Annotated in this window: 7 protein-coding genes and 1 pseudogene; 6 read left to right on the top strand and 2 right to left on the bottom strand. The window is 58.7% G+C overall.

Translation table 11 applies throughout. The features are described from left to right. Nucleotides 1-241: 241 nt before the first annotated feature. Both ATI14_RS07470 and ATI14_RS07465 read left to right on the top strand, forming a co-directional pair. Complete coding sequence (locus ATI14_RS07470; protein WP_100831476.1) at nt 242-16,828, top strand: LapA family giant adhesin; 16,587 nt, start codon at nt 242-244, stop codon at nt 16,826-16,828. 152 nt (nt 16,829-16,980) lie between these two features. Further along, nucleotides 16,981-17,319 (top strand): hypothetical protein, encoded by a 339-nt coding sequence (locus ATI14_RS07465; protein WP_016968775.1) that lies wholly within the window; start codon nt 16,981-16,983, stop codon nt 17,317-17,319. A gap of 136 nt (nt 17,320-17,455) precedes the next feature. Here ATI14_RS07465 and lapD read toward each other — a convergent pair. Next, nucleotides 17,456-19,385, bottom strand: a pseudogene (gene lapD / locus ATI14_RS07460) (cyclic di-GMP receptor LapD). A gap of 13 nt (nt 19,386-19,398) precedes the next feature. After that, nucleotides 19,399-20,091, bottom strand: a complete 693-nt coding sequence (lapG, locus tag ATI14_RS07455; RefSeq protein ID WP_031319345.1) for a cysteine protease LapG — start codon at nt 20,089-20,091, stop codon at nt 19,399-19,401. A gap of 251 nt (nt 20,092-20,342) precedes the next feature. Between lapG and ATI14_RS07450 the strand changes: the two genes are divergently transcribed. From ATI14_RS07450 to ATI14_RS07435, 4 genes are all read left to right on the top strand, one after another. Further along, complete coding sequence (locus ATI14_RS07450; RefSeq protein ID WP_016968772.1) at nt 20,343-21,053, top strand: GntR family transcriptional regulator; 711 nt, start codon at nt 20,343-20,345, stop codon at nt 21,051-21,053. A gap of 365 nt (nt 21,054-21,418) precedes the next feature. Beyond that, nucleotides 21,419-22,177 carry a DUF3050 domain-containing protein gene (locus ATI14_RS07445; protein ID WP_016968771.1) on the top strand — a complete coding sequence of 253 codons (759 nt, stop codon included), beginning with the start codon at nt 21,419-21,421 and terminating at the stop codon, nt 22,175-22,177. After that, entirely contained in the window at nt 22,174-23,121 is a 948-nt protein-coding gene (locus ATI14_RS07440) for a diiron oxygenase (protein WP_016968770.1), read from the top strand. The genes ATI14_RS07445 and ATI14_RS07440 overlap by 4 nt, the downstream gene beginning before the upstream one ends. Continuing rightward, nucleotides 23,118-26,483: an amino acid adenylation domain-containing protein gene (locus ATI14_RS07435; protein ID WP_016968769.1), complete on the top strand. Its 3,366-nt coding sequence runs from the start codon at nt 23,118-23,120 to the stop codon at nt 26,481-26,483. Before ATI14_RS07440 ends, ATI14_RS07435 begins: the two co-directional genes overlap by 4 nt. Nucleotides 26,484-26,485 lie beyond the last annotated feature (2 nt).

Here is a 26,485-nt window from a genome sequence, read left to right as displayed (position 1 = left end):
AAGCGGAACTGCTTCACACATGTAGGACGGTTCGCCGCATAAATATCAATGTGACATTACGGGGCCAATTGTTTAGGATGGCGACCATAAGGTCAATAGTTTGGCATAAAGTAGATAGCGAATAAATCTAGCCAATTATTTGACGTCATTAAGTTTGTAGACTACGCCCCTCCAGTCTGGCCCTCCCCCCGCGAGCGGCCACATGGAATTCATCAGATACGGATCGCCGGAGAAATCTTTAATGAGCAGTGTTGTTGCCATCGTCAAAAACATTGTTGGTCAAGTTTTCGTAATTTCTCCGGAAGGCGCACGCCGCGTCCTTGTTGAAGGCGACCGCCTGTTCGCGGGCGACCAGATTGACACCGGCATGTCCGGTGCGGTCAGCCTGGAACTGGCCGACGGCCGCACGCTGGACCTGGGCCGCGACACCCAGTGGAGCGCCGACACACCCGATTCCACCCTCGACCTGGCGGCCGCCACTGAGCAAGCCGCGCCGTCGGTTGCCGAATTGCAGCAAGCGATCGCCGCGGGCGCCGACCCGACCACCGACCTGGAAGCCACCGCCGCGGGCCCGGCCGCTGCCGGTAATGGCGCGGCAGGCGGCGGCCACAGTTTTGTGGTGCTGGACGCGACGGCGGGCCGCGTCGACCCGACGATCGGCTTCCCGACGGCCCCTATTGGTCAAGCCGGCTCGACAGCCACCCAACTCACCGGCGCCCAAGCCACCACCGGCAGCGGCAACCTGGTGTTGCAGGCCTCGACCCTGACCCTGAGCGCCACCCCGACCATCACCGAAGCCGGCGGCGTGCTGACCTACACCGCCACCGTGACGCAGGCACCGGTCAATGACCTGACCATCACCCTGTCCAACGGCGCGGTGATCACCATCACCGCGGGCCAGTTGACCGGTACCGTCAACGTACCGCTGGCGCCGAATGACAGCCCGTACATTGACCCGAGCCAGATCAACGTCAACGTGACCGGCACCACCGGCGGCACCAACCTGGTGTTGACCGTGGACCCGAAACCGGCGGTGACCCAGGTCACCGATACCATCGACACCACCACTGTCACGCTGACCGCTGGCCAGACCGTGACGGAAGGCGGGCAGATTACCTACACCGCCACGCTGACCAATCCTGCGCAGACACCGGTGACCATCACCCTGAGCAATGGCTCGGTGATTACCATCAAGGCCGGTGAGTCGACCGGCACTGTTGTTGTGGATACGCCAGCGAATGATGTCTACAACAATGGTTCGACCGTTAGCACGACGATTACAGGGGCCACTGGCGGTAACTTCGAGAACCTGGTGCCGAGCACTACGCCTGCGGTTACCACCCTTGTTGATTCGATCGATACCACGACCGTCACACTGATCGCCGGCCAGACGGTGGTTGAAGGCGGGCAGATTACTTACACCGCGACGCTGACCAACCCGGCGCAGACACCGGTGACCATCACCCTGAGCAATGGCTCGGTGATTACCATCAAGGCCGGTGAGTCGACCGGCACCGTGGTTGTGGATACGCCGGCCAACGATGTTTACAACAATGGGTCGACGGTCAGCACCACTATTACGGGGGCGACGGGCGGTAACTTTGAAAGTCTGGTGCCGAGTACAACGCCTGCTGTCACTACGATTACTGATTCGATCGATACCACTACCGTTACTTTGACTGCTGATAATTCGGTCGTTGAAGGCGGAAATATCACTTACACCGCGACGCTGACCAATCCGGCGCAGACGGCAGTGACCGTGACGTTGAGCAATGGACAGACGATTGTCATCGAAGCGGGCAAGACCTCCGGGACTGTCGTTTTCCAAACCCCAGCTAACGACGTCTACAACAACGGTTCCACCGTTAACACGACGATTACCAAGGCTGAAGGTGGCAATTTCGAGAACCTGGCGACGAATCCAGCGCCAGCGACCACCACGATCACCGACTCGATCGACACCACTACCGTCACTCTGACTGCTGATAACTCGGTCGTTGAAGGTGGAAATATCACCTACACCGCGACGCTGACTAACCCAGCGCAAACCGCTGTGACCGTGACACTTTCGAACGGCCAAACCATCACCATCGAAGCGGGCAAGACCTCCGGAACTGTTGTTTTCGAAACGCCAGCCAACGACGTCTACAACAACGGCTCGACCGTTAATACGACGATCACCAAAGCTGAAGGCGGTAATTTCGAAAACCTGGCCACCAACCCAGCGCCAGCGACTACGACGATCACTGATTCGATCGACACCACTACCGTTACCTTGACCGCCGATAACTCGGTCGTTGAAGGCGGCAATATCACCTACACCGCCACGCTGACTAACCCAGCGCAAACAGCTGTGACCGTGACGCTTTCGAACGGCCAAACCATCACCATCGAAGCGGGCAAGACCTCCGGAACTGTTGTTTTCGAAACGCCAGCCAACGACGTCTACAACAACGGTTCCACCGTTAACACGACGATTACCAAGGCTGAAGGTGGCAATTTCGAGAACCTGGCGACGAATCCAGCGCCAGCGACTACGACGATCACTGATTCGATCGATACCACTACCGTTACTTTGACTGCTGATAACTCGGTCGTTGAAGGCGGAAATATCACCTACACCGCGACGCTGACTAACCCAGCGCAAACCGCTGTGACCGTCACGCTGAGCAACGGCCAAACCATCACGATTGAAGCCGGTAAAACGGCTGGTTCGGTGGTTTTCCAAACTCCGGCTAACGACGTCTACAACAACGGCTCCACCGTTAATACGACGATCACCAAAGCTGAAGGCGGCAACTTCGAGAACCTGGCGACGAATCCAGCGCCAGCGACTACGACGATCACTGATTCGATCGATACCACTACCGTTACTTTGACTGCTGATAACTCGGTCGTTGAAGGCGGCAATATCACTTACACCGCAACGCTGACCAATCCGGCGCAAACCGCGGTGACCGTGACGCTTTCGAATGGACAGACCATCACGATTGAAGCGGGCAAGACCACTGGCACGGTAGTTTTCGAAACCCCAGCCAATGACGTCTACAACAACGGCTCGACCGTCAACACGACGATTACCAGGGCTGAAGGCGGCAATTTCGAGAACCTGGCGACGAATCCAGCGCCAGCGACTACGACGATCACTGATTCGATCGACACCACTACCGTTACCTTGACCGCCGATAACTCGGTCGTTGAAGGCGGCAATATCACCTACACCGCCACGCTGACTAACCCAGCGCAAACAGCTGTGACCGTGACGCTTTCGAACGGCCAAACCATCACCATCGAAGCGGGCAAGACCTCCGGAACTGTTGTTTTCGAAACGCCAGCCAACGACGTCTACAACAACGGTTCCACCGTTAACACGACGATTACCAAGGCTGAAGGTGGCAATTTCGAGAACCTGGCGACGAATCCAGCGCCAGCGACCACCACGATCACCGACTCGATCGACACCACTACCGTTACTTTGACTGCTGATAATTCGGTCGTTGAAGGCGGAAACATCACCTACACCGCGACGTTGACTAACCCAGCGCAAACCGCTGTGACCGTGACGTTGAGCAATGGTCAGACGATTGTTATCGAAGCGGGCAAGACCTCCGGGACTGTCGTTTTCCAAACCCCAGCCAACGACGTCTACAACAACGGCTCCACCGTTAATACGACGATCACCAAAGCTGAAGGCGGCAACTTCGAGAACCTGGCGACGAATCCAGCGCCAGCGACTACCACGATTACCGACTCGATCGACACCACTACCGTTACTCTGACTGCTGATAACTCGGTGGTTGAGGGCGGCAATATCACTTACACCGCAACGCTGACCAATCCGGCTCAGACGGCAGTGACCGTGACTCTATCGAACGGTCAGACCATCACGATTGAAGCCGGTAAAACTACTGGCTCGGTGGTTTTCCAAACTCCGGCTAACGACGTCTATAACAACAGCTCGACCGTTAATACAACGATCACCAAAGCTGAAGGCGGCAATTTCGAGAACCTGGCGACCAACCCGGCGCCAGCGACTACGACGATCACTGATTCGATCGATACCACTACTGTTACTTTGACTGCTGATAACTCGGTCGTTGAAGGCGGAAATATCACCTACACCGCCACGCTGACTAACCCAGCGCAAACTGCTGTAACCGTGACGTTGAGCAATGGTCAGACGATTGTTATCGAAGCGGGCAAGACCTCCGGGACTGTCGTTTTCCAAACCCCAGCCAACGACGTCTACAACAACGGCTCCACCGTTAATACGACGATCACCAAAGCTGAAGGCGGCAACTTCGAGAACCTGGCGACGAATCCAGCGCCAGCGACCACCACGATTACCGACTCGATCGACACCACTACCGTCACTCTGACTGCTGATAACTCGGTCGTTGAAGGTGGAAATATCACCTACACCGCGACGCTGACTAACCCAGCGCAAACCGCTGTAACAGTCACCCTGAGCAACGGCCAGACCATCACAATTGAGGCTGGTAAAACCGCTGGCTCGGTGGTTTTCCAAACTCCGGCTAACGACGTCTACAACAACGGCTCGACCGTTAATACGACGATCACCAAAGCTGAAGGCGGTAACTTCGAGAACCTGGCCACCAACCCAGCGCCAGCGACTACCACGATTACCGACTCGATCGACACCACTACCGTCACTCTGACTGCCGATAACTCGGTCGTTGAAGGCGGAAATATCACCTACACCGCCACGCTGACTAACCCAGCGCAAACTGCTGTAACCGTGACGTTGAGCAATGGTCAGACGATTGTTATCGAAGCGGGCAAGACCTCCGGGACTGTCGTTTTCCAAACCCCAGCTAACGACGTCTACAACAACGGTTCGACCGTTAACACGACGATCACCAAAGCTGAAGGCGGTAATTTCGAGAACCTGGCGACCAACCCAGCGCCAGCCACTACGACGATCACCGATTCGATCGATACCACTACCGTCACTCTGACTGCCGATAACTCGGTCGTTGAAGGTGGAAATATCACCTACACCGCGACGCTGACTAACCCAGCGCAAACTGCTGTAACCGTGACGTTAAGCAATGGTCAGACGATTGTTATCGAAGCGGGCAAGACCTCCGGGACTGTCGTTTTCCAAACCCCAGCCAACGACGTCTACAACAACGGTTCCACCGTTAATACGACGATCACCAAAGCTGAAGGCGGTAACTTCGAAAACCTGGCCACCAACCCTGCGCCAGCGACTACGACGATCACTGATTCGATCGATACCACCACCGTCACCCTGACCGCCGATAACTCGGTCGTTGAAGGCGGCAACATCACCTACACCGCCACTCTGACTAACCCAGCGCAAACCGCTGTGACCGTCACGCTGAGCAACGGCCAGACAATTGTTATCGAAGCGGGCAAGTCTTCCGGGAGTGTCGTTTTCCAAACTCCAGCGAATGACGTCTACAACAACGGTTCGACCGTTAACACGACGATCACCAAAGCTGAAGGCGGCAATTTCGAGAACCTGGCGACGAATCCAGCGCCAGCGACCACCACGATTACCGACTCGATCGACACCACTACCGTCACTCTGACTGCCGATAACTCGGTCGTTGAAGGCGGCAATATCACTTACACCGCAACGCTGACCAATCCGGCGCAAACCGCGGTGACCGTGACGCTTTCGAATGGACAGACCATCACGATTGAAGCGGGCAACACCACCGGCACGGTAGTTTTCGAAACCCCAGCTAACGACGTCTATAACAACGGTTCCACCGTTAATACGACGATTACCAAGGCTGAAGGTGGCAACTTCGAGAACCTGGTAGCGAATCCGGCGACAGCGACTACGACGATCACCGATTCGATCGATACCACTACCGTTACTTTGACTGCTGATAACTCGGTCGTTGAAGGCGGAAACATCACCTACACCGCGACGTTGACCAATCCGGCGCAAACCGCGGTGACCGTGACGCTTTCGAATGGACAGACCATCACGATTGAAGCGGGCAACACCACCGGCACGGTAGTTTTCGAAACCCCAGCTAACGACGTCTATAACAACGGTTCCACCGTTAATACGACGATTACCAAGGCTGAAGGTGGCAACTTCGAGAACCTGGTAGCGAATCCGGCGACAGCGACTACGACGATCACCGATTCGATCGATACCACTACCGTTACTTTGACTGCTGATAACTCGGTCGTTGAAGGCGGAAACATCACCTACACCGCGACGTTGACCAATCCGGCGCAAACCGCGGTGACCGTGACGCTTTCGAATGGACAGACCATCACGATTGAAGCCGGTAAAACCACCGGCTCGGTGGTTTTCCAAACTCCGGCTAACGACGTCTATAACAACGGCTCGACCGTTAATACGACGATCACCAAAGCTGAAGGTGGCAATTTCGAGAACCTGGCGACCAACCCAGCGCCAGCGACTACGACGATCACCGATTCGATCGATACCACTACCGTCACTCTGACTGCCGATAACTCGGTCGTTGAAGGTGGCAATATCACCTACACCGCGACGCTGACTAACCCGGCGCAAACTGCTGTGACCGTGACGTTGAGCAACGGCCAAACCATCAACATCGAAGCTGGCAAGTCCACTGGCAGCGTGGTTTTCCACACGCCGGCGAATGACGTCTACAACAACGGTTCCACCGTTAGTACGACGATTACCAAAGCTGAAGGTGGCAACTTCGAAAACCTGGCGACTAATCCTGCGCCAGCGACCACGACAATCACCGACTCGATCGACACCACTACCGTTACCTTGACCGCCGATAACTCGGTCGTTGAGGGCGGCAATATCACTTACACCGCCACGCTGACCAACCCAGCGCAAACTGCCGTAACCGTCACGCTGAGCAACGGCCAAACCATCACGATTGAAGCCGGTAAAACCGCTGGCTCGGTGGTTTTCCAAACTCCGGCTAACGACGTCTATAACAACGGCTCGACCGTCAACACGACGATCACCAAAGCTGAAGGCGGTAACTTCGAAAACCTGGCCACCAACCCTGCGCCAGCGACTACGACGATCACTGATTCGATCGACACCACCACCGTCACTCTGACTGCTGACAATTCGGTCGTTGAGGGCGGCAATATCACTTACACCGCAACGCTGACCAATCCGGCGCAAACCGCGGTGACCGTGACGCTTTCGAATGGCCAAACCATCACGATTGAAGCGGGCAAGACCACCGGCACGGTAGTTTTCGAAACCCCAGCTAACGACGTCTACAACAACGGCTCGACCGTTAATACAACGATCACCAAGGCTGAAGGCGGCAACTTCGAAAACCTGGCGACGAATCCAGCGCCAGCGACTACGACAATCACCGACTCGATCGACACCACTACCGTCACTCTGACTGCTGATAACTCGGTCGTTGAAGGCGGAAATATCACCTACACCGCGACGCTGACTAACCCAGCGCAAACTGCTGTGACCGTGACGTTGAGCAACGGTCAGACGATTGTTATCGAAGCGGGCAAGTCGTCCGGGACTGTCGTTTTCCAAACTCCAGCCAATGACGTCTACAACAACGGTTCGACCGTTAACACGACGATCACCAAGGCTGAAGGTGGCAACTTCGAGAACCTGGCGACGAATCCAGCGCCAGCGACCACCACGATCACCGACTCGATCGATACCACTACCGTTACTTTGACTGCCGATAACTCGGTCGTCGAAGGCGGCAACATCACCTACACCGCCACGCTGACCAACCCAGCGCAAACTGCCGTAACCGTCACGCTGAGCAACGGTCAGACGATTGTTATCGAAGCGGGCAAGACCTCCGGGACTGTCGTTTTCCAAACCCCAGCCAACGACGTCTACAACAACGGTTCGACCGTCAACACTACGATCACCAAAGCTGAAGGCGGCAATTTCGAAAACCTGGCGACGAATCCAGCGCCAGCGACTACGACGATCACTGATTCGATCGACACCACCACCGTCACCTTGACCGCCGATAACTCGGTCGTTGAGGGCGGCAACATTACTTACACCGCTACGCTGACCAACCCGGCACAAACGGCTGTGACCGTCACGCTGAGCAACGGCCAAACCATCACGATTGAGGCCGGTAAAACCGCTGGCTCGGTGGTTTTCCAAACTCCGGCCAATGACGTCTATAACAACGGTTCGACCGTTAACACGACGATCACCAAAGCTGAAGGCGGTAACTTCGAAAACCTGGCCACCAACCCGGCGCCAGCGACTACGACGATCACTGATTCGATCGATACCACCACCGTCACCTTGACCGCCGATAACTCGGTCGTCGAAGGCGGCAATATCACCTACACCGCTACGCTGACTAACCCGGCGCAGACTGCTGTGACCGTGACACTTTCGAACGGACAGACCATCACGATTGAAGCCGGCAAAACGGCTGGTTCGGTGGTTTTCCAAACCCCAGCAAACGACGTCTACAACAACGGTTCCACCGTCAGCACCACCATTACCAAAGCTGAAGGTGGCAATTTCGAAAACCTGGCCACCAACCCAGCGCCAGCGACTACGACGATCACCGATTCGATCGACACCACCACCGTTACCCTGACGGCGAACGCTTCGGTCGTGGAAGGCGGCGACATCACTTACACCGCCACACTGACCAACCCGGCGCAAACCGCCGTGACCGTCACGCTGAGCAACGGCCAAACCATCAACATCGAAGCTGGCAAGTCCACTGGCAGCGTGGTTTTCCACACTCCAGCAAACGACGTCTACAACAACGGCTCGACCGTCAATACGACGATCACCAAAGCTGAAGGCGGCAACTTCGAAAACCTGGCAGCCAACCCGGCGCCAGCGACTACGACGATTACCGACTCGATCGACACCACAACCGTCACCCTGACGGCGAACGCTTCGGTCGTGGAAGGCGGCGACATCACTTACACCGCCACACTGACCAACCCGGCGCAAACCGCTGTCACCGTCACGCTGAGCAACGGCCAAACCATCAACATCGAAGCTGGCAAGTCCACTGGCAGCGTGGTTTTCCACACTCCAGCAAACGACGTCTACAACAACGGCTCGACCGTCAATACGACGATCACCAAAGCTGAAGGCGGCAACTTCGAAAACCTGGCAGCCAACCCGGCGCCAGCGACTACGACGATTACCGACTCGATCGACACCACAACCGTCACCCTGACGGCGAACGCTTCGGTCGTGGAAGGCGGCGACATCACTTACACCGCCACACTGACCAACCCGGCGCAAACCGCTGTCACCGTCACGCTGAGCAACGGCCAAACCATCAACATCGAAGCCGGCAAGTCCACTGGCACCGTGGTTTTCCACACTCCAGCCAACGACGTTTACAACAACGGTTCGACCGTTAACACGACGATCACCAAAGCTGAAGGCGGTAACTTTGAGAACCTGGCAGCCAACCCGGCGCCAGCGACTACGACGATCACCGACTCGATCGACACCACCACCGTCACCCTGACGGCGAACGCTTCGGTCGTGGAAGGCGGCGACATCACTTACACCGCCACATTGACCAACCCGGCGCAAACCGCCGTGACCGTCACGTTGAGCAATGGCCAGACGATCAACATCGAAGCCGGCAAGTCCACTGGCACCGTGGTTTTCCACACTCCAGCCAACGACGTTTACAACAACGGCTCGACCGTTAACACGACGATCACCAAAGCTGAAGGCGGTAATTTCGAAAACCTGGTAGCGAATCCGGCGCCAGCGACTACGACGATCACTGATTCGATCGATACCACTACCGTTACTTTGACTGCTGATAACTCGGTCGTTGAAGGCGGAAACATCACCTACACCGCGACGCTGACTAACCCAGCGCAAACTGCTGTAACAGTCACCCTGAGCAACGGCCAGACAATCGTCATCGAAGCGGGCAAGTCTTCCGGGAGCGTCGTATTCCAAACTCCAGCGAATGACGTCTACAACAACGGTTCGACCGTCAACACGACGATTACCAAGGCTGAAGGTGGCAATTTCGAAAACCTGGCCACCAACCCGGCGCCAGCGACTACGACGATTACCGACTCGATCGACACCACCACCGTTACCCTGACGGCGAACGCTTCGGTCGTGGAAGGCGGCGACATCACTTACACCGCCACACTGACCAACCCGGCACAAACGGCTGTGACCGTCACGTTGAGCAATGGCCAGACGATCAACATCGAAGCCGGCAAGTCCACTGGCACCGTGGTTTTCCACACTCCAGCCAACGACGTTTACAACAACGGCTCGACCGTTAACACGACGATCACCAAAGCTGAAGGCGGTAATTTCGAAAACCTGGTAGCGAATCCGGCGCCAGCGACTACGACGATCACTGATTCGATCGATACCACTACCGTTACTTTGACTGCTGATAACTCGGTCGTTGAAGGCGGAAACATCACCTACACCGCGACGCTGACTAACCCAGCGCAAACTGCTGTAACAGTCACCCTGAGCAACGGCCAGACAATCGTCATCGAAGCGGGCAAGTCTTCCGGGAGCGTCGTATTCCAAACTCCAGCGAATGACGTCTACAACAACGGTTCGACCGTCAACACGACGATTACCAAGGCTGAAGGTGGCAATTTCGAAAACCTGGCCACCAACCCGGCGCCAGCGACTACGACGATTACCGACTCGATCGACACCACCACCGTTACCCTGACGGCGAACGCTTCGGTCGTGGAAGGCGGCGACATCACTTACACCGCCACACTGACCAACCCGGCACAAACGGCTGTGACCGTCACGCTGAGCAACGGCCAAACCATCACGATTGAGGCCGGTAAAACCGCTGGCTCGGTGGTTTTCCAAACTCCGGCCAATGACGTCTATAACAACGGTTCGACCGTTAACACGACGATCACCAAAGCTGAAGGCGGTAACTTCGAAAACCTGGCCACCAACCCGGCGCCAGCGACTACGACGATTACCGACTCGATCGACACCACCACCGTTACCCTGACGGCGAACGCTTCGGTCGTGGAAGGCGGCGACATCACTTACACCGCCACACTGACCAACCCGGCGCAAACCGCTGTCACCGTCACGCTGAGCAACGGCCAAACCATCAACATCGAAGCCGGCAAGTCCACTGGCAGCGTGGTTTTCCACACGCCAGCAAACGACGTCTACAACAACAGCTCCACCGTCAGCACGACGATCACCAACGCCACTGGCGGTAACTTCGAGAACCTGGCCAAGAACCCGGCGCCAGCGACTACGACGATTACCGACTCGATCGACACCACCACCGTTACCCTGACGGCGAACGCTTCGGTCGTGGAAGGTGGCGACATCACTTACACCGCCACACTGACCAACCCGGCACAAACCGCCGTGACCGTCACGCTGAGCAACGGCCAGACGATCAACATCGAAGCCGGCAAGTCCACTGGCAGCGTGGTTTTCCACACGCCAGCAAACGACGTCTACAACAACAGCTCCACCGTCAGCACGACGATCACCAACGCCACTGGCGGTAACTTCGAGAACCTGGCCAAGAACCCGGCGCCAGCGGTGACCACCATCACCGACTCGATCGACACCACCACTGTCACCCTGACAGCCACCCCATCGGTGGTTGAAGGCGGCACGATCACCTACACCGCCACGCTGACCAATCCGGCGCAAACCGCTGTGACCGTCACGCTGAGCAACGGCCAGACGATCAACATTGAAGCGGGCAAGTCCACCGGCAGTGTGGTGTTCCAAACGCCGCCAAACGATGTGTACAACAATGCCTCGACCGTCAGCACGACGATCACCAAGGCCACCGGCGGTAACTTCGAGAACCTGGCAGCGAACCCGGCGCCGGCGACTACCAGCATCACCGACTCGATCGACACCACCACTGTGACCCTGACCGCGCCAAGCGCGGTCAACGAAGGCGGCACGATCACCTACACCGCCACCTTGAGCAACAAGGCCGGCAGCGACATGGTGATCACCCTGGACAACGGTTCGAGTATCACCATCAAGCAAGGCGCAACCGTGGGCTCGGTGACTGTCAATGCCCCGGGCGATGACGTGTTCATCGACAAGAGCACCCAGACCGTCAAGATCACCGGTACCACCGGCGGTAATTTCGAAAACCTCGCCGTCACGCCGGGCGGCGCCACGACGGTGGTCAACGACACCATCGACACCGTGAGGGTCCTGCTGACCGCCACCGGCAGCGTCGGCGAGAAAGGCAACATCGTCTACACCGCCACCCTGGTCGACAAAGACGGCCATGTGGTGAACAACGTCGGCAAAACCGTGGTGATCGAGCTGGATAACGGCAAGACCATCAGCATTGCCGATGGCCAGAGCGCCAGCACCGTCACCGTGGTTGCACCTAACGATGTGTATGCCGGCACCCAGACTGTCACCGCCGCCATCAAGGGTGTGACCGGTGGCGAGCAGTTCGAAAACCTGGTGCCGGTCAAGGATCCGGTCAGCACCACCGTTTACGACACGCCAGCCACCACTGACCTGACCACCGTGACCCTGACCGCGCCAACCGCAGTCAACGAAGGCGGCACGATCACCTACACCGCCACCTTGAGCAACAAGGCCGGCAGCGACATGGTGGTCACGCTGGATAACGGTTCGACCATCACCATCAAGCAAGGCGCAACCGTGGGCACGGTGACCGTCAATGCGCCTGGCGATGACGTGTTCATCGACAAGAGCACCCAGACCGTCAAGATCACCGGCACCACCGGTGGCAATTTCGAGGGCGTGAGCATCACGCCGGGCGGCGCGACCACCACGATCAACGACACCATCGATGACGTGACCGTGTCGCTCAAAGCCACCGGTTCGGTCAGCGAAGGCGGCCAGATCACCTACACCGCGTCCCTGGTGGACAAGAACGGCAACGCGGTGAAGAACGTCGGTTCCGACCTGGTAGTGAAGCTGGACAATGGCTCGACCATTACCATCGGCAACGGCCAGTCCAGCAGCACCACCACCGCGACTGCACCAAACGATGCGTATGTCGGCGCCAACGATGTCACGGCCAAGATCACCAATGTGGTCAGTGGCGGCGACAAGTATGAGCACCTGATCGTCGACGGCAGCACCGTGACCACCAAGGTCACGGATGTGGTCAACAACACCACCATCAGCATCACCGGCGACGCGTCGGTGACGGAAGGCGGCGTGGCGCACTACACCCTGACCTTGAGCAACCCGGCGCAAACCGATGTGACCGTGACACTCAAGTACAGCGGCACCGCCACCGACGGCTCGGACTTCAATGGCGTGTACACCGTGAAAATCCCGGCGGGCTCCAGCAGCGTGCCGTTCACGATCGGCACGATCGACGACAAGATCACCGAGCCGACGGAAACCATCGTCATCACCATCGATAAAACCACCGGCGGCAATTTCGAGAACCTGGTGGTCGGCAACGGCAGCGTCAGCACCAACATCATCGACAACGATGCGCCACCGGTCATCGACCTGGATGCCAACAACTCCAGCGGCGCTACCGGGGCTGACTACAAAGTGACCTTCACCGAAGGCACCGCCGGCCCGGGCGTGTCGATTGCCGACACCGATATCAAGATCACCGACCCGGACAGCACGATGCTGACCGGTGCGACGATCACCCTGACCAACGCACAGGCCGGTGATGCACTGAACCTGGGCAACAGCGTGAATGGCATTACCGTCAGCACCAACAACCAGACAGGCACCATCACCCTGACGTTGTCGGGCAGCGCGACGCTGGCTGACTACATGCAGCGCATCCAGAACATCACGTTCACCAACAGCAGCCACGACCCGAGCACTACGCCGCGCACCATCACCGTGACCGTGACCGATGGCGGCAACTACTCCAACGTCGCCACCACCACCGTCAACGTGGTGGCCGTCAACGATGCACCGGTCGCCACCGGCAGCGCCGTGACCGGCACCGAAGACACGCCGCTGGCCCTGACCTGGGCCAACTTCGGTGTAACCGACGTGGATTCGCCACAAAGCAGCCTGGGTGTGAAAATCACCGACCTGCCGGTGGCCGGCAAGCTGCAATACCTGGCAGCCGATGGCACCACCTGGGCCAACGTGACCGCGGGCCAGACCTTCACCAAGGCGCAGATCGACGGCGGCCAGTTGCGCTTCATGCCGAACGCCAACGAATCCGGCGCCGACGGTTATGGCGGTACCGGCATCGGCAACAAGCAGGCGGATTACGCACAGTTCAAGTTCCAGCCTACTGACGGCAAGGACTTGGGCACCAGTGCCACGGTGAAAGTCGATATCACTCCGGTAGCCGACGCACCGACCCTGAATGTGGCCGACAACAGCGTCAACTCGGTGGGCTTGATCAAGCAAAGCTGGAACAGCCTGTCCGGTATCGGCACCAACGGTAACGGCGCGGCCCCGGCCGACCTGAAAAACGCCATTGATAACGCCGGCACGCCGAACAGCAGCGCCATCGTCACCAACGTCGAATCCACGGCCAACGTCGCAGCCGGTTCGGGGTCGAAGATCTCCGGCCTGATGTATATGGAAGCCGGCAAGACCTACACCTTCAGCGGCGTCGCCGATGACAGCCTGGTGATCAACATCGGCGGCAAGGACGTGGCCAGCGGCTTGTGGGGCACCAACAGCGGCAAGTTCAGCGGCTCGATCACCCCGACGGTGAGCGGCTACTACAGCATCGAGATCTACCACGCCAACCAGTCCGGCCCAGGCAGCTATGACGTCAACCTGTCGGTCAACGGCGCACCCGCCCAGGACCTGAGCACCAGCGGCGTGCCGCTGTACACCGGCATCACCGACCTGACCAACGCCGGCGTGACCGTGTCCGACCTGCATGGCAGCAACGGTGACGGCTATTACGTGGGCTACAAGCTCAACGAAGGCCAGGAAAACGGCACCGTCAAACTGTCCAAGGTCACCACCGCGCTGACCGACACTGACGGCTCGGAAACCCTGAGCGTGAAGATCAGCGGCATACCGGCAGGTTCGGTGCTGACCGACGCTTCCGGCCACACCTTCACCGCCACCAAAGGCGTAAGCGAAGTCAACGTGAACGGTTGGGACCTGGGCACCCTGAGCATCAAGCCGCCGACCTACTACAGCGGCCAGTTCAACCTGACCGTCACCTCGACCTCCACCGAAAGCCTCGGCGGCTCGGCCGTGACCACTGCGCAACTGCCAGTCACCGTTTACCCGGCGACCTACAACGCGGTGACTGGTACTTCGGGCAGCGACGCGATCAACGGCACCGACGGCAACGACATCGTTGTGGCCGATATTGGCGGCCTGAACGTGGTGCAGGGCAAGAACTACAACATCGCGTTCATGGTGGACAGCTCGGGCAGCATGAGCACCGCCTCGATCAACGCGGCAAAAGCCTCGTTGACCTCGGTGTTCAACGCGCTCAAAGACAGCCTGGGCAGCAATACCTCCGGCACCGTGAACATCTTCCTGGCAGACTTCGATACCCAGGTGAACAAGTCGGTAGCGATCAACCTCAACGATCCAAACGCGCTGAACGTGCTCAAGGGTGTGCTGGATTCGATGGTGTCGGGCGGCGGTACCAACTACGAAGACGTGTTCAAGACCACGGCGAACTTCTTCCAGAGCGGCCTGGCGACCAGCAACACCGGCGCCACCAACCTGACGTACTTCATCACCGACGGCCAGCCTACGTACTACCAGAGCGGCGAGCAGACCAACCCGACGCTGTACGGCAACGTGAAGTTCGATGACGTGGTGACCATGGCCAACTACACGCCAGGCACAGCCGTCGGCAAGTACCTGGACAACACCCATTACTTCAGCATCGACACCTCGGGGGCGGCGGCACTGCAGACCTACAATGGCTCCCGTTGGGTTTACACCAGCCTGGGCACCGTCCACGCTCAAGGCGACGGTACATTTGAGCTCTCCAACCTCTCGGGTACCGGCAACAGCACCGACTCGGCGACCCTGAGCAACGCCAAAAGCGCATTTGCGCTGCTGGGCGGGTTGTCGCAGGTGGAAGCGATCGGCATCAACGGTGACGTCAGCCTCAGCGACCTCAAGCCGTACGACAGCGATGGCAAGCCGCAAACCAACATCGATCCGAAGGACTTGGCCAACGCCATCCTCGGCCACACCGAGGCCACGCTGCCGGGCGCCGACACCATCAACGGTGGCGACGGCAACGACATCATCTTCGGCGACCTGGTGAGCTTCAGCGGCATTACCGGTGAGGGTTACAACGCGCTGCAGGCGTTCGTGGCACAGAAAACCGGCGTGGCGGTTTCGGCGGTAAAGCCTTCGAACGTGCACCAGTACGTCACCGAGCATTACGCTGACTTCGACGTGTCCGGCGCCAAAGACGGCAACGACACGCTGCTGGGTGGCGCAGGTGATGACATCCTGTTCGGCCAGGGCGGCAACGACTACCTGGACGGCGGCAAGGGCAATGACATCCTGCTGGGCGGCACCGGTAACGACACCTTGATCGGTGGGCCGGGCAACGACATTTTGATCGGTGGTTCGGGTGCCGACACCTTCGTCTGGAAATCGGGTGACTTCGGCAACGACGTGATCAAGGACTTCAAGGCGTCGGAAGGTGACCGCATCGACCTGCGGGATTTGTTGAAAGGCGAGACGGACAGCACCATCGACAACTACCTCAAGATCACCACGGTAGACGGCGTGTCGACCCTGCAAGTGAGCAGTGAAGGCAAGCTCAACGCCGCCGGTGGCCTGGCCAACGCCGATGTGACGATCAAGCTGGAAGGCAACGACTGGTCCCACACCAGCATCAACTCGCTGATCACTGGCGCCGACCCGACCATCAAGATTGACCACACCGCCTAAGACGCGATTGACCGGCCGCCCCCAGGGGCGGCCGATTTTTTTGGGCCACAGGTTGCTGGCCCTGGCGCAGGGTTGCATCGCATACTCGCGCCTATAAACACACCGTTGACCTATGCTGGTGACGGCGTGTGGCTTATTTTCGAGGGGTTCTTATGTTTTACGTGCAACGTGATGCACAGGGCGCATTGAGTCGCGTGGAGGCTGCGGCCTTTGCCGAGTCGACCGAGACCCTGCCGGCCGATCACCATGAGATTCAGGCCTGGTACGCCAACGAAGTGGTGGAAACCAGCCTGGCACAACTCAAGCAGAGTGACCTGGAGATGATCCGGGTGCTGGACGACTTGATTCAGGTGCTGACCCGCAAAGGCGTTATCAGCGTGACGGACCTGCCGCCGGCGGCCCAGGCCAAGCTGATGGACCGTACCCACGCACGGGAAGCGCTGGGTGGGTTGAGCCATTTGATCAATGATGAAGAGACCGGGCTGATCTGATCTCACTTTAACTGTGGGAGCGGGCTTGCCCGCGATGCAGACGCCGCGGTGTATCAGTAACACTCAGGTGATGCTATCGCAGGCAAGCCAGCTCCCACAAAAAGCCGGCTCCCACATTTTTTACTGTGTCCGTGAATTATTTCCAGGGCGCCGGCTCGCCCACCAGTTGCCCCTGCACGCCGAAAATCCCCATCTCGCGAATCACCTTCAGTTCGCCCTCGGTCTCTACGCGCTCGGCAATCAGCGGCAAGTCGATGCTGTGCGCCGCGCGCTGGATTGCCTCGATGAACAGGCGCTTGTCGCTTTCCTGGTCGATGGCCCGGATGTAACTGCCGTCTATCTTCAAGTACGCCAGGCCCAGGCGGGCCAGGTTGCCGATCATGCTGAAGCGCCCGCCGAAACGCTGCAGGCTCACGCAGGCGCTGAGTCAGTTGTTCCAGCAACGCCTGTTCCGGCAATTGCTCCTCACCGATTTCCAGGGTCAGGCGCGGGCCCAGGTTGCTGTGCTGGCGTAGCAGCTCGATGATTTTGTTCAACGCTTGAGGATCTTGCAGCGTCGCCGCCGAGAGGTTCAGCGCCAGGCTTTTAGTGTGGCCGGCCATCTGCTTGAGCACTTGCTCCAGGATCAGACGGTCCAGCCGGGCCGACCAGCCGAAGCGCTCCAGCCAGGGCAGGAAACGCCCGGCGGGAATGGTGTGGCCGTCTTCATCCTGTAAGCGCGACAGCACTTTGTAATGCAGTACCGACTGAGGGTCCTGGCTGGCGACCACCGGCTGAAAGTACAGCTGGAAGCGTTGCTGGGTCAGGGCCTGGTCGAGCAGGTTATGCCAGGCATGGTGATCGTCACCAACGCTGGCGGCGACGCTGTGGTCAAGGCACACCCAACTGCTGTCGCCCTGCCCTTCAGCCTGCGCCAGGGCCTGGTCCGCCAGGGTCAACAAGGTTTGCGGGGCGTCGCCATGGTTAAACGGCGCCAGGCCAATGTAAGCGACCGGCGTGACATCACTGGCGCCCGTGGCTTGCAGGCTTTGCAGGGTGCTTTCCAGGTTTTGCGCCAATTGCAACGCCTCTTCCCGCACCAGACCCGGCGCCAGCACAGCAAATTCACCGCCACGAATACGGGTGACGAGGTTGTGGGTTTCCGGGTACGGCTCACACTGGCGCAGCAACTGAGTGCCGACCGCTTGCAGCAATTGGTCGGTGCGCTGCCCGCCCAGGCGCTGATTGAGACCGGCCAGGTCCTTCACGCGTAGCACCAGCAAATAACCGGAGTTGGTTTCCTCGGGGTTGCTGACGCGGGCGTTGAGCTGCATTTCGAAGTAACGGCGGTTGGCCAGGCCGGTGAGGTTGTCCTGATAGGACTCGGTGCGCAATTTCTCACTGCGCTCGGCCTGTTCCTGGAACAGTGCCTTGAGTTTTTCCACCATCTGGTTCATCGCCTGCACCACGCGGCGCAGCTCCGGCGTGCGCGGCAGATCCGGCAGACTGAGGAATTCGCGGCGGGCAATGGCGTGGGACTGTTTGACCATGTAGTCCAGCGGCTTCAATTGCCGACGCAGCAACAGCGCGCCCAGCACCGCGCTCACCGCGCCGCACAGCAGCAGCCAGCCAAGGCTGCCCAACGCGCTTTGCCAGAGTTTGGCCAAGGCGAACATTGGATGGCTGACCACCTCCACGCGCGCCGCCTGCTCCCAGCCGCGGTTGACCAGAGCATCGCCACCGGCCGGCTCCAGGCCGATCAGTTTGACGAACCAGTCGGGCACGCCGTTGTTGTCGGGAATACCGTTGCGCTCGACGATGGTTTTGTCGGTTGCCAGGTCCACCACGCGGATGCTCGCGTAGTAGCCACTGTCGAAGATCGAGCTGACCAACAGCTCCACCATGGCCGGGTCGTCGATATTCGGCGTCAGCGACAGCGCCAGCGCGGTGGCCGCGTCCTGGGCATGGGAGCGCAGTTGATTGACGTACTGCGTGCGCGAGCTTTCAAGGCTGACCATGAAGCTGCCGCTGAAGGCCACGACCAGGAACAGACAGATTGCGATCAATAGTTGTTTGAACAAAGACACCGATCAATTACTCCTAGTTGGCAGGCTCGGCCGGGAAGCCTTCCGCACGCATTTTTCTCAACACATCCTGCCAGCGCGACAAGCGTTTGGTGTCGCCGACTTTCTTGTTGCCCGTGGCGCCTGGCAAGTACAACCCTTCGGCGTTGAATGAGTACACCGGAATCAGGTCGGTACGCCGAGTGGCGGGCAGAATTTCATCCATCAGGCTGTCGAGCACCAACGGAACCGCGTCAGGGGTCGAATAATACGTCAGGACCATATGAGCGCGATTCTGACGCAAGGCCTTGACGTAGGTAATGCGCAATTTGTCGCTGGAGACGCCCAGGTGACGCAAGCTGAAATACTTTGCGATGGCGTAGTCTTCACAGTCGCCGGCACCTTTCCAGAGTGCTTCGATGGGCGTCTCCCAATAGTCGACCACATGCCAGAGGTCGATGTCTTCGACGTAGGTCATTTGCTTGTTGAAAAACAGGTTCACGACCTTGAGCTGTTCCGGCTCGCTGACCTGCTTTTGGGTCGACAGCAGGCGCTGCCAATCGTCGATGCGCCGTAGGCCTTCCCCAAGCGGCCCGTACAAGGCGGTGGCCTTGCGGCTGATCTGTGAAAAATCCCAATCGGCATGCAGCCCGCCAGGCATCAGGCCGGCCAACAGAAGCGCTGAAAATAACCAGCTTAAGCATCGAGAGGGAATAAAACTTGCCGCCAAGGCGTTCAGTCCGTGAAGGGAGACGGAAATTCAAAGGATGGTGCAGCGTCGTCCAACAAAAAACAATGGCACAGTGCAATCATTCATAAATGGGGGGAAGTTTATAACGGCCCCTTGTGAGACGTATAAAGTGCGTCCTGTAAGCCCTTACAAACGGAAACTTTGGTTGTTTGACAAGCGTGTGGACCGTCTCTAGTGTGCATTGGATCCAATAAAACACACTCCACCCAAGACAGGAGGATAGCGTAACCGTGACGCAGAAGCCGAACCCATTAAGCAGCATTAAAATCAGCGGGCCTATTCCCGCCCATCTTGCGCGCGCCGTGATTGAAGAAACGTTGCGTAACGCCATTCTTGATGGCCGCTTGCCCTGTGGCACTGCGATGCGCCAGCAAGAACTTGCCAGCCTGTTTGGCGTCAGCCGCATGCCGGTGCGCGAAGCGTTGCGTCAGCTGGAAGCGCAATCCTTGCTGCAAGTAGTAACCCACAAGGGCGCCGTGGTTGCGCCGCTGATCGAAGACAACTCCGCTGAGACCTACGGCCTGCGCATGTTGCTGGAATCCGAAGCATTGCGGCTGTCGATCCCGTTTCTGACCGAGGCCGACATTGCCGAGGCAGACGCCCTTATCACTGCCCTGGAAAACGAGCGCGACTACGCCGAAATTGGCCGTCTCAACCGTCTGTTTCACATGGCCCTGTACGGCAAGGCGCCCAACCAGCGGCTGCTCAAGCTGGTCGAGCATGGCTTGAATGAGGAAGAACGCTTTCTGCGCTTCAACCTTGAGGCGATGGGGCTTGGCGAGACATCCCAGGAAGATCACCGCGAACTGCTCAACCTGGTGGCGCAGAAAAAGGTCGACGAAAGCATTCTGACGCTGCGCAATCACTTGATGCGCGGGATGGAAGTGATCACCACTTATCTGAACGGGCTGGAAACCACTGGCAAAAAAGCAGCGCACTAAGCCATCGCTCAACCCTCCTGCGGTGCGGGCCTCTTTCCTGACGGACAGGGCCCCACGTTAATGGCTTCGTTTAAAGTGACTCGGTTTAACCCGGCCTGCCTATATAAAAGAAACATCCCACTTTAATACCGATGATTCACACACAATAAAAACCGTGCGTAAAAATATCTAATACATTCATCAGCCCTCCAAAACGTTTAATCAGATTATTATCTGCCGCCCATAAAATCGATACTTCACCCGGCAACGCAAACCTTAAGCGATCACGCCGCGTGCTTGCCTTGGGCGGACGCCATCCCTCACTTACAACTACAAAACTTCCTTACTGTGTTTTGAGCAGTCGCGACAACTTATAGGCATCAACCATGCATCAACCTTTACTTGAACAACAAAAACTGAAATTGTGCAGTCATCCGTTATTTTCAGAAATAACTTCCATCAACAAGTTACAACTTTTTATGGAGCACCACGTATTTGCCGTGTGGGACTTCATGACCCTGACCAAACGCCTGCAACAGGATCTGACCTGCACGCAACTGCCTTGGCTTCCTCCCGCCGACGCGCATGCCGCACGCCTCATCAACGAAATCGTGTTGTGTGAAGAATCGGATGAACACCTGACCAGAGGCTACGGCAGCCACTTCGAGCTGTATCTGGAAGCCATGGCCGAAGTGGGCGCCGATACGAGCGTCATCAAGCATTTCATTCAATTGCAGCGCCAAGGCGTCCCGCCCGTCGAAGCGCTGCGCAGCGTCGAGGTACCGCCGGGCGTTGCGCGCTTTGTCGACAGCACCCTGCAGGTCGCCCTCAACGCGCCCACTCACCGCGTGGCGGCCGCGTTTGTGCACGGCCGCGAAAGCGTCATTGCCCCCATGTTCGAACGCATTTTGCACGGTACTGCCGGCCTCACGGGTGAAGCACCGACCCTGTGCCATTACCTTACCCGCCACATTGAGCTGGACGGCGGGGATCATGGGCCAGGCGCCGAACAAATATTGGGGCGCCTGATTGACGCAGACCCCACCCGGCAGGCCGAGGCCGACGAAACCGCCCTCGCCGTCGTCCTCGGCCGTATCACGTTCTGGGATGACGTGCGCGCCGCGCTGCAGAGGGCGCAACCATGAATGCCGCCGACTACCACGCCTTCGCCGACGATTGGGAGCGCCGCGCCACCATTCGCACACGTCCGCGGCGCGAGCTGGAAGAAGACGACAAATTGATCTTTCCAGTGTGCCGCCAACCCTTGGTGCTGAGTGCCAGCTTTCTAGAACATTGCCCGAAGCAGCGCGACTTTGTACTGACGCAAAGCTTCTACAAATTTCTGCACGACGTGGTCATCTTCGAAACCGAGATCGTCGACAAGACCGCCCGCAGCATTGCCAAAAACCGTTTCTCGCTGCCGTTTCCCCCCGCCTGCCGCTATGACGCGATGACCGTCGTGGTGGATGAGGACTATCACGCGCTGGTCGCCCTGGATTTCCTGCAACAAACGGTGGCATTGACCGGGATAAAGCCACTCGACTTGCCCCACCAAATCGAACTCAGCCGCGCGCTGCCGGCCGCCCTGGCACGGGCCCCGGCACATTTGCACGAGGCCGTAGAGCTGATCGCCGTGGCCATCGCCGAGAACACCGTCACCCATGATGTGGCCGCGTTTTCCAGGGATGACAGCGTCAAGGCATCTGTCCGCGGCCTGATGGCCGATCACCTCTTCGATGAAGGGCGCCATGCGCAATTCTGGACACAGCTGGTGCGCATTTACTGGCAGACGGCGACCCCGGCCGACCGCGATTGCATCGCTGAAGTCCTGCCGGTTTTTTTGCGACATTACCTGACCAACGAACTGCAACAAGGCTTTGATCTTCACTTGATCGACCACCTGGGCGTCAGCACGTGTGTTCGCCAGGCGCTGCAGGCTGAAGTTGCGGCGCTGGCCTTTCCCATCACTTGCCAACATCCACTGCTCGGTAACATCACAGGCTTCCTGCAACAAAGCGGCCTGTTGCAAACACCGAGCGTTGTACAGGCTTTGGACGACTATTTACCCGAACCCCGGAGGTCGGCATGAGACGGCTGGCCATCGGATGGAGTGGCACCAGCCGGGCGCTGGAGGCGATCAAAGAGGCGCTGGGACCCTACGGGCATCTGAACGCCGAAGAGGCATGCGACGTGCTGATCGAGGACGGCAGCTGCACACCATCCGCCCTACACGAACCCAGCCAAAGGTTGAGCCTGCGTCTGGGCGTTGGCCCGATGCCTGAACACGGGTTGCCAGGCCTGCAGTTGCGTTGCTATGGCCAGGACCAGCGCTTGCTGGCCGTGCACGACGTCGCCGAAGAGCCCAGCGGTAACGGCCAGCGTCTGTGCCGGCGGGCAACAAGGGAGCTGGCGGAATGGGTCGCGGTGCTGATCAGTGGTTTCTCAAGAGAGCCGAGTTTTTTCAAAACAACTGTGATCGCCAATACCTGGCCCGAACAGGATCTGCGAGGGCTGGATGCTCTGGCGTATAGGCATCATTTCAACCACACGGCGCAGCCAACACTGCTGCAAACAGCCCGTGTGCCGATGATTGAACAACTGCAGGCCAGCCTTCAGCGTTTTGCTCAACGGCCAGCGCTGAACATCGCGGGCAGCGTGCTGACGTACCGACAATTACAGGCGCGAGCCCTGTCGATTCAGCAATCCCTGTCGCCTTTGCTGGCGGGCATCGACGCGCCGGTGGTCGGCGTATGCCTGGAAAAATCCGTTGATCTGTACGCCAGCATTCTTGCAGTGCTGGGCTTCGGCGCGGTGTATTTGCCGCTCGCGCCGGATCATCCGCCCAAGCGCCAGCACGCCATGCTGGAAAGCGCCGGGGCCAGGGTGTTGCTGGGCAACGGTTACCACCCCTTGCGTGATCAGTTCATTCATCTGGACGTCGCCAACGTCGAGACGACCCCTCTCACATTGCCATTGATGCAAAAACGCCCCCGCCTCGATGCCCCCTGCATGGTGCTATTTACCTCCGGCACCACCGGGCAGCCCAAGGGGGTATTGCTCAGCCAGGGCAATCTTGCGCATTTCACGGCTTGGGCCGGGGACTGTTTGACGCTGGATGAGCAGAGCCGCGTTCTGCAGTTTTCACCCTTGAGTTTCGACTCGTCACTGATCGATATTTTCCCGTCCCTGATCGCCGGTGCCGAGCTGGTCATCCCCAGTGAAGCCCAGCGCCGCGACCCTCAGCAACTGGTCGAGCTGATGCGCCAACAACGTGTGAGCCATGGTTTTCTGCCGCCGGCCTTGTTGAGTATTTTGCCCCTGGACCAACCGTTGGGGCTGTCCCACCTGCTCACCGGTGGCGATGCCTGCGAACCGCATGTGATAGAACAATTGGCAGACCAATGCCGGTTGCACAACCTCTACGGCCCCACCGAGGCCACGGTGCTGGTCACCCACCGACGATTCCTGCGCGGCGACAGCAACCGAAACGTGGGCCGCCCCATCGCCAACAGCCAGGTGCTGATCCTCGATGACGACCTGCAGCCGGTGGATGAGCAGGTAATGGGGAATCTGTATATCGTCGGGCCCGGGGTCAGCCTGGGCTATGTGAATGCGCCGCGGCAGAACGAAAACCCGTTCATCACGCTGACGTTGCCCGACGGTCAGCTTCTCCCGGCATACCGCAGCGGCGATCTGGCGATGTGGACCAACGAAGGGATCGAGTTGGGTGGCCGGCGGGATGATCAGGTGAAGATCCGTGGCTTTCGGGTCGAACCCGGGGAGATCGAGCAATGCCTGCGCAACAGTCGCTTGTTTCGTCAGGTTGCCGTGGTGATCGACCGCGATCACAGGATCTACAGCGTTGTCGCCCAGCCCGAACCGGGCGCCACGCTGGCGAACCTGCAACAGCACGCGCGCGAGTGGTTGCCAGCCTACATGCACCCCCAAGTGTGGCGGGAATTGCCCGCAATGCCCTGCACGCACAACGGCAAGATCGATCGTCAGGCATTGGTGGCCCCGCCCGCACCGAGCGCTACTACCGCCCGCCTTGACACACTGACGCCCATGCAAGCGCACCTGTGCGGGCTATGGGGCGAGTTGCTCGGCGTGCCGGATGCGGGACTTGGCCTTGATGACAGCTTCTTCAGCCTGGGCGGCCACTCCATCCTGCTCTCAAGCTTGCTGTTGCGATTGCGTGAACGGTTTGGCCGCAGTGTCTCTTTGAGCCGTTTTTTCGAAGCACCGACCATTCGTACGCTCGCCGTGTTGATGGAAAATGGAGCACTGCCCGATACACCCTCGGGCCAGATGGAAAAGGACGCGAGTCAGCCGCTGAACATCGACATACTGCCAGCGGGGCAAGCGGGCGACCCGCGCAAGGTGATAGTCACCGGAGCCAACAGCTTTGTCGGAGTGCACATCGTCGAAGCATTGCTGGCAGCCGGCGCGCAACGGGTCACTTGCCTGGTACGAGAGCAGCCCGGTCAGTCGGCGATGGCACGGTTTACCAAAGCCTTGCGCGAGTTCCGCCTGGAGCATCTGGACCTCAGCCGCGTGCAGGTCTACGCCGCCGACATCAGCCAGCCTCGCCTCGGACTGACCGGGGAGGTATACGACCACATCGCCCGCAGCCACGGCGTATTGGTACACAGCGCGGCGCGGGTCAACCATGTGCTGGACTATGCCTCGCTTGCCAGGGAAAACGTCGAGTCAGCACTTGAATGTGTGCGCCTGTGTGAAACCCATTGCAAGAAAGTCCTCAACTTTATTTCGACGCTGTCAGCGTGCAGCCATAGGGACGCGCAGGGCAAAATTCTTGAAGCACCGGCTGTGGCCACACCGCCGCTCTACATCAGGAATGGCTACAACCTTTCCAAGTGGGTTGCCGAACGGTTGTTGGGGCGAGCGACCACGCAAGGCGCGTGGGTGAATATCCATCGCCCAGGAAACATTGCATTGAATAGCCACAGCGGCGTGTGCCAACCGCACAACAACCGGCTGATGCTGATGCTCAAGGGCTCGCTGCAGTTGGGCCTGCTGCCTCGCCTTTCGGTCAGTTTCGATCTGATGCCGGTGGACTTTTTCGCCCGTTTTATCGCCTTCCACAGCAGCCACTTTGCCGCCGGGCGCAACGTGTTCAACCTGCATAACCCGCAACCCTTGAGTTGGGATGACTACCTGGATGCATTTCATCAGGCGGGCCACCGCTTTGAACGCGTCAGCATTGCGCAGTGGCAGCAAGCGTTGCGGGCCGTCGGGCCTGACAACGCGCTGTTTGGCGTGCTGGGGTTTTACCTGGATGAACTCGCGGAAGACTTCAGCGACACCTCAATGATCTGCCACGAAAACGCACGCCAGGGTGTAGCCGCGATGGGTGAGCAATACCCGCAAAAGAGCCCGGCTCTGCTGCGCAAAGGCTGCGACCACCTCAAGGCCATCGACTTTCTCTGACC

Source organism: Pseudomonas tolaasii NCPPB 2192 (genome assembly GCF_002813445.1).
GTDB lineage: Bacteria > Pseudomonadota > Gammaproteobacteria > Pseudomonadales > Pseudomonadaceae > Aquipseudomonas > Aquipseudomonas tolaasii.
This window is presented reverse-complemented; position numbering and strand designations above follow the sequence as displayed.

What these genes read in the sequence shown, in the direction of transcription:
- ATI14_RS07445 (WP_016968771.1), top strand. Translation starts at nt 21,419, where the DNA reads ATGCATCAACCTTTACTTGAACAACAAAAACTGAAATTGTGCAGTCAT.
- ATI14_RS07465 (WP_016968775.1), top strand. Translation starts at nt 16,981, where the DNA reads ATGTTTTACGTGCAACGTGATGCACAGGGCGCATTGAGTCGCGTGGAG.
- ATI14_RS07440 (WP_016968770.1), top strand. Translation starts at nt 22,174, where the DNA reads ATGAATGCCGCCGACTACCACGCCTTCGCCGACGATTGGGAGCGCCGC.
- ATI14_RS07470 (WP_100831476.1), top strand. Translation starts at nt 242, where the DNA reads ATGAGCAGTGTTGTTGCCATCGTCAAAAACATTGTTGGTCAAGTTTTC.
- ATI14_RS07435 (WP_016968769.1), top strand. Translation starts at nt 23,118, where the DNA reads ATGAGACGGCTGGCCATCGGATGGAGTGGCACCAGCCGGGCGCTGGAG.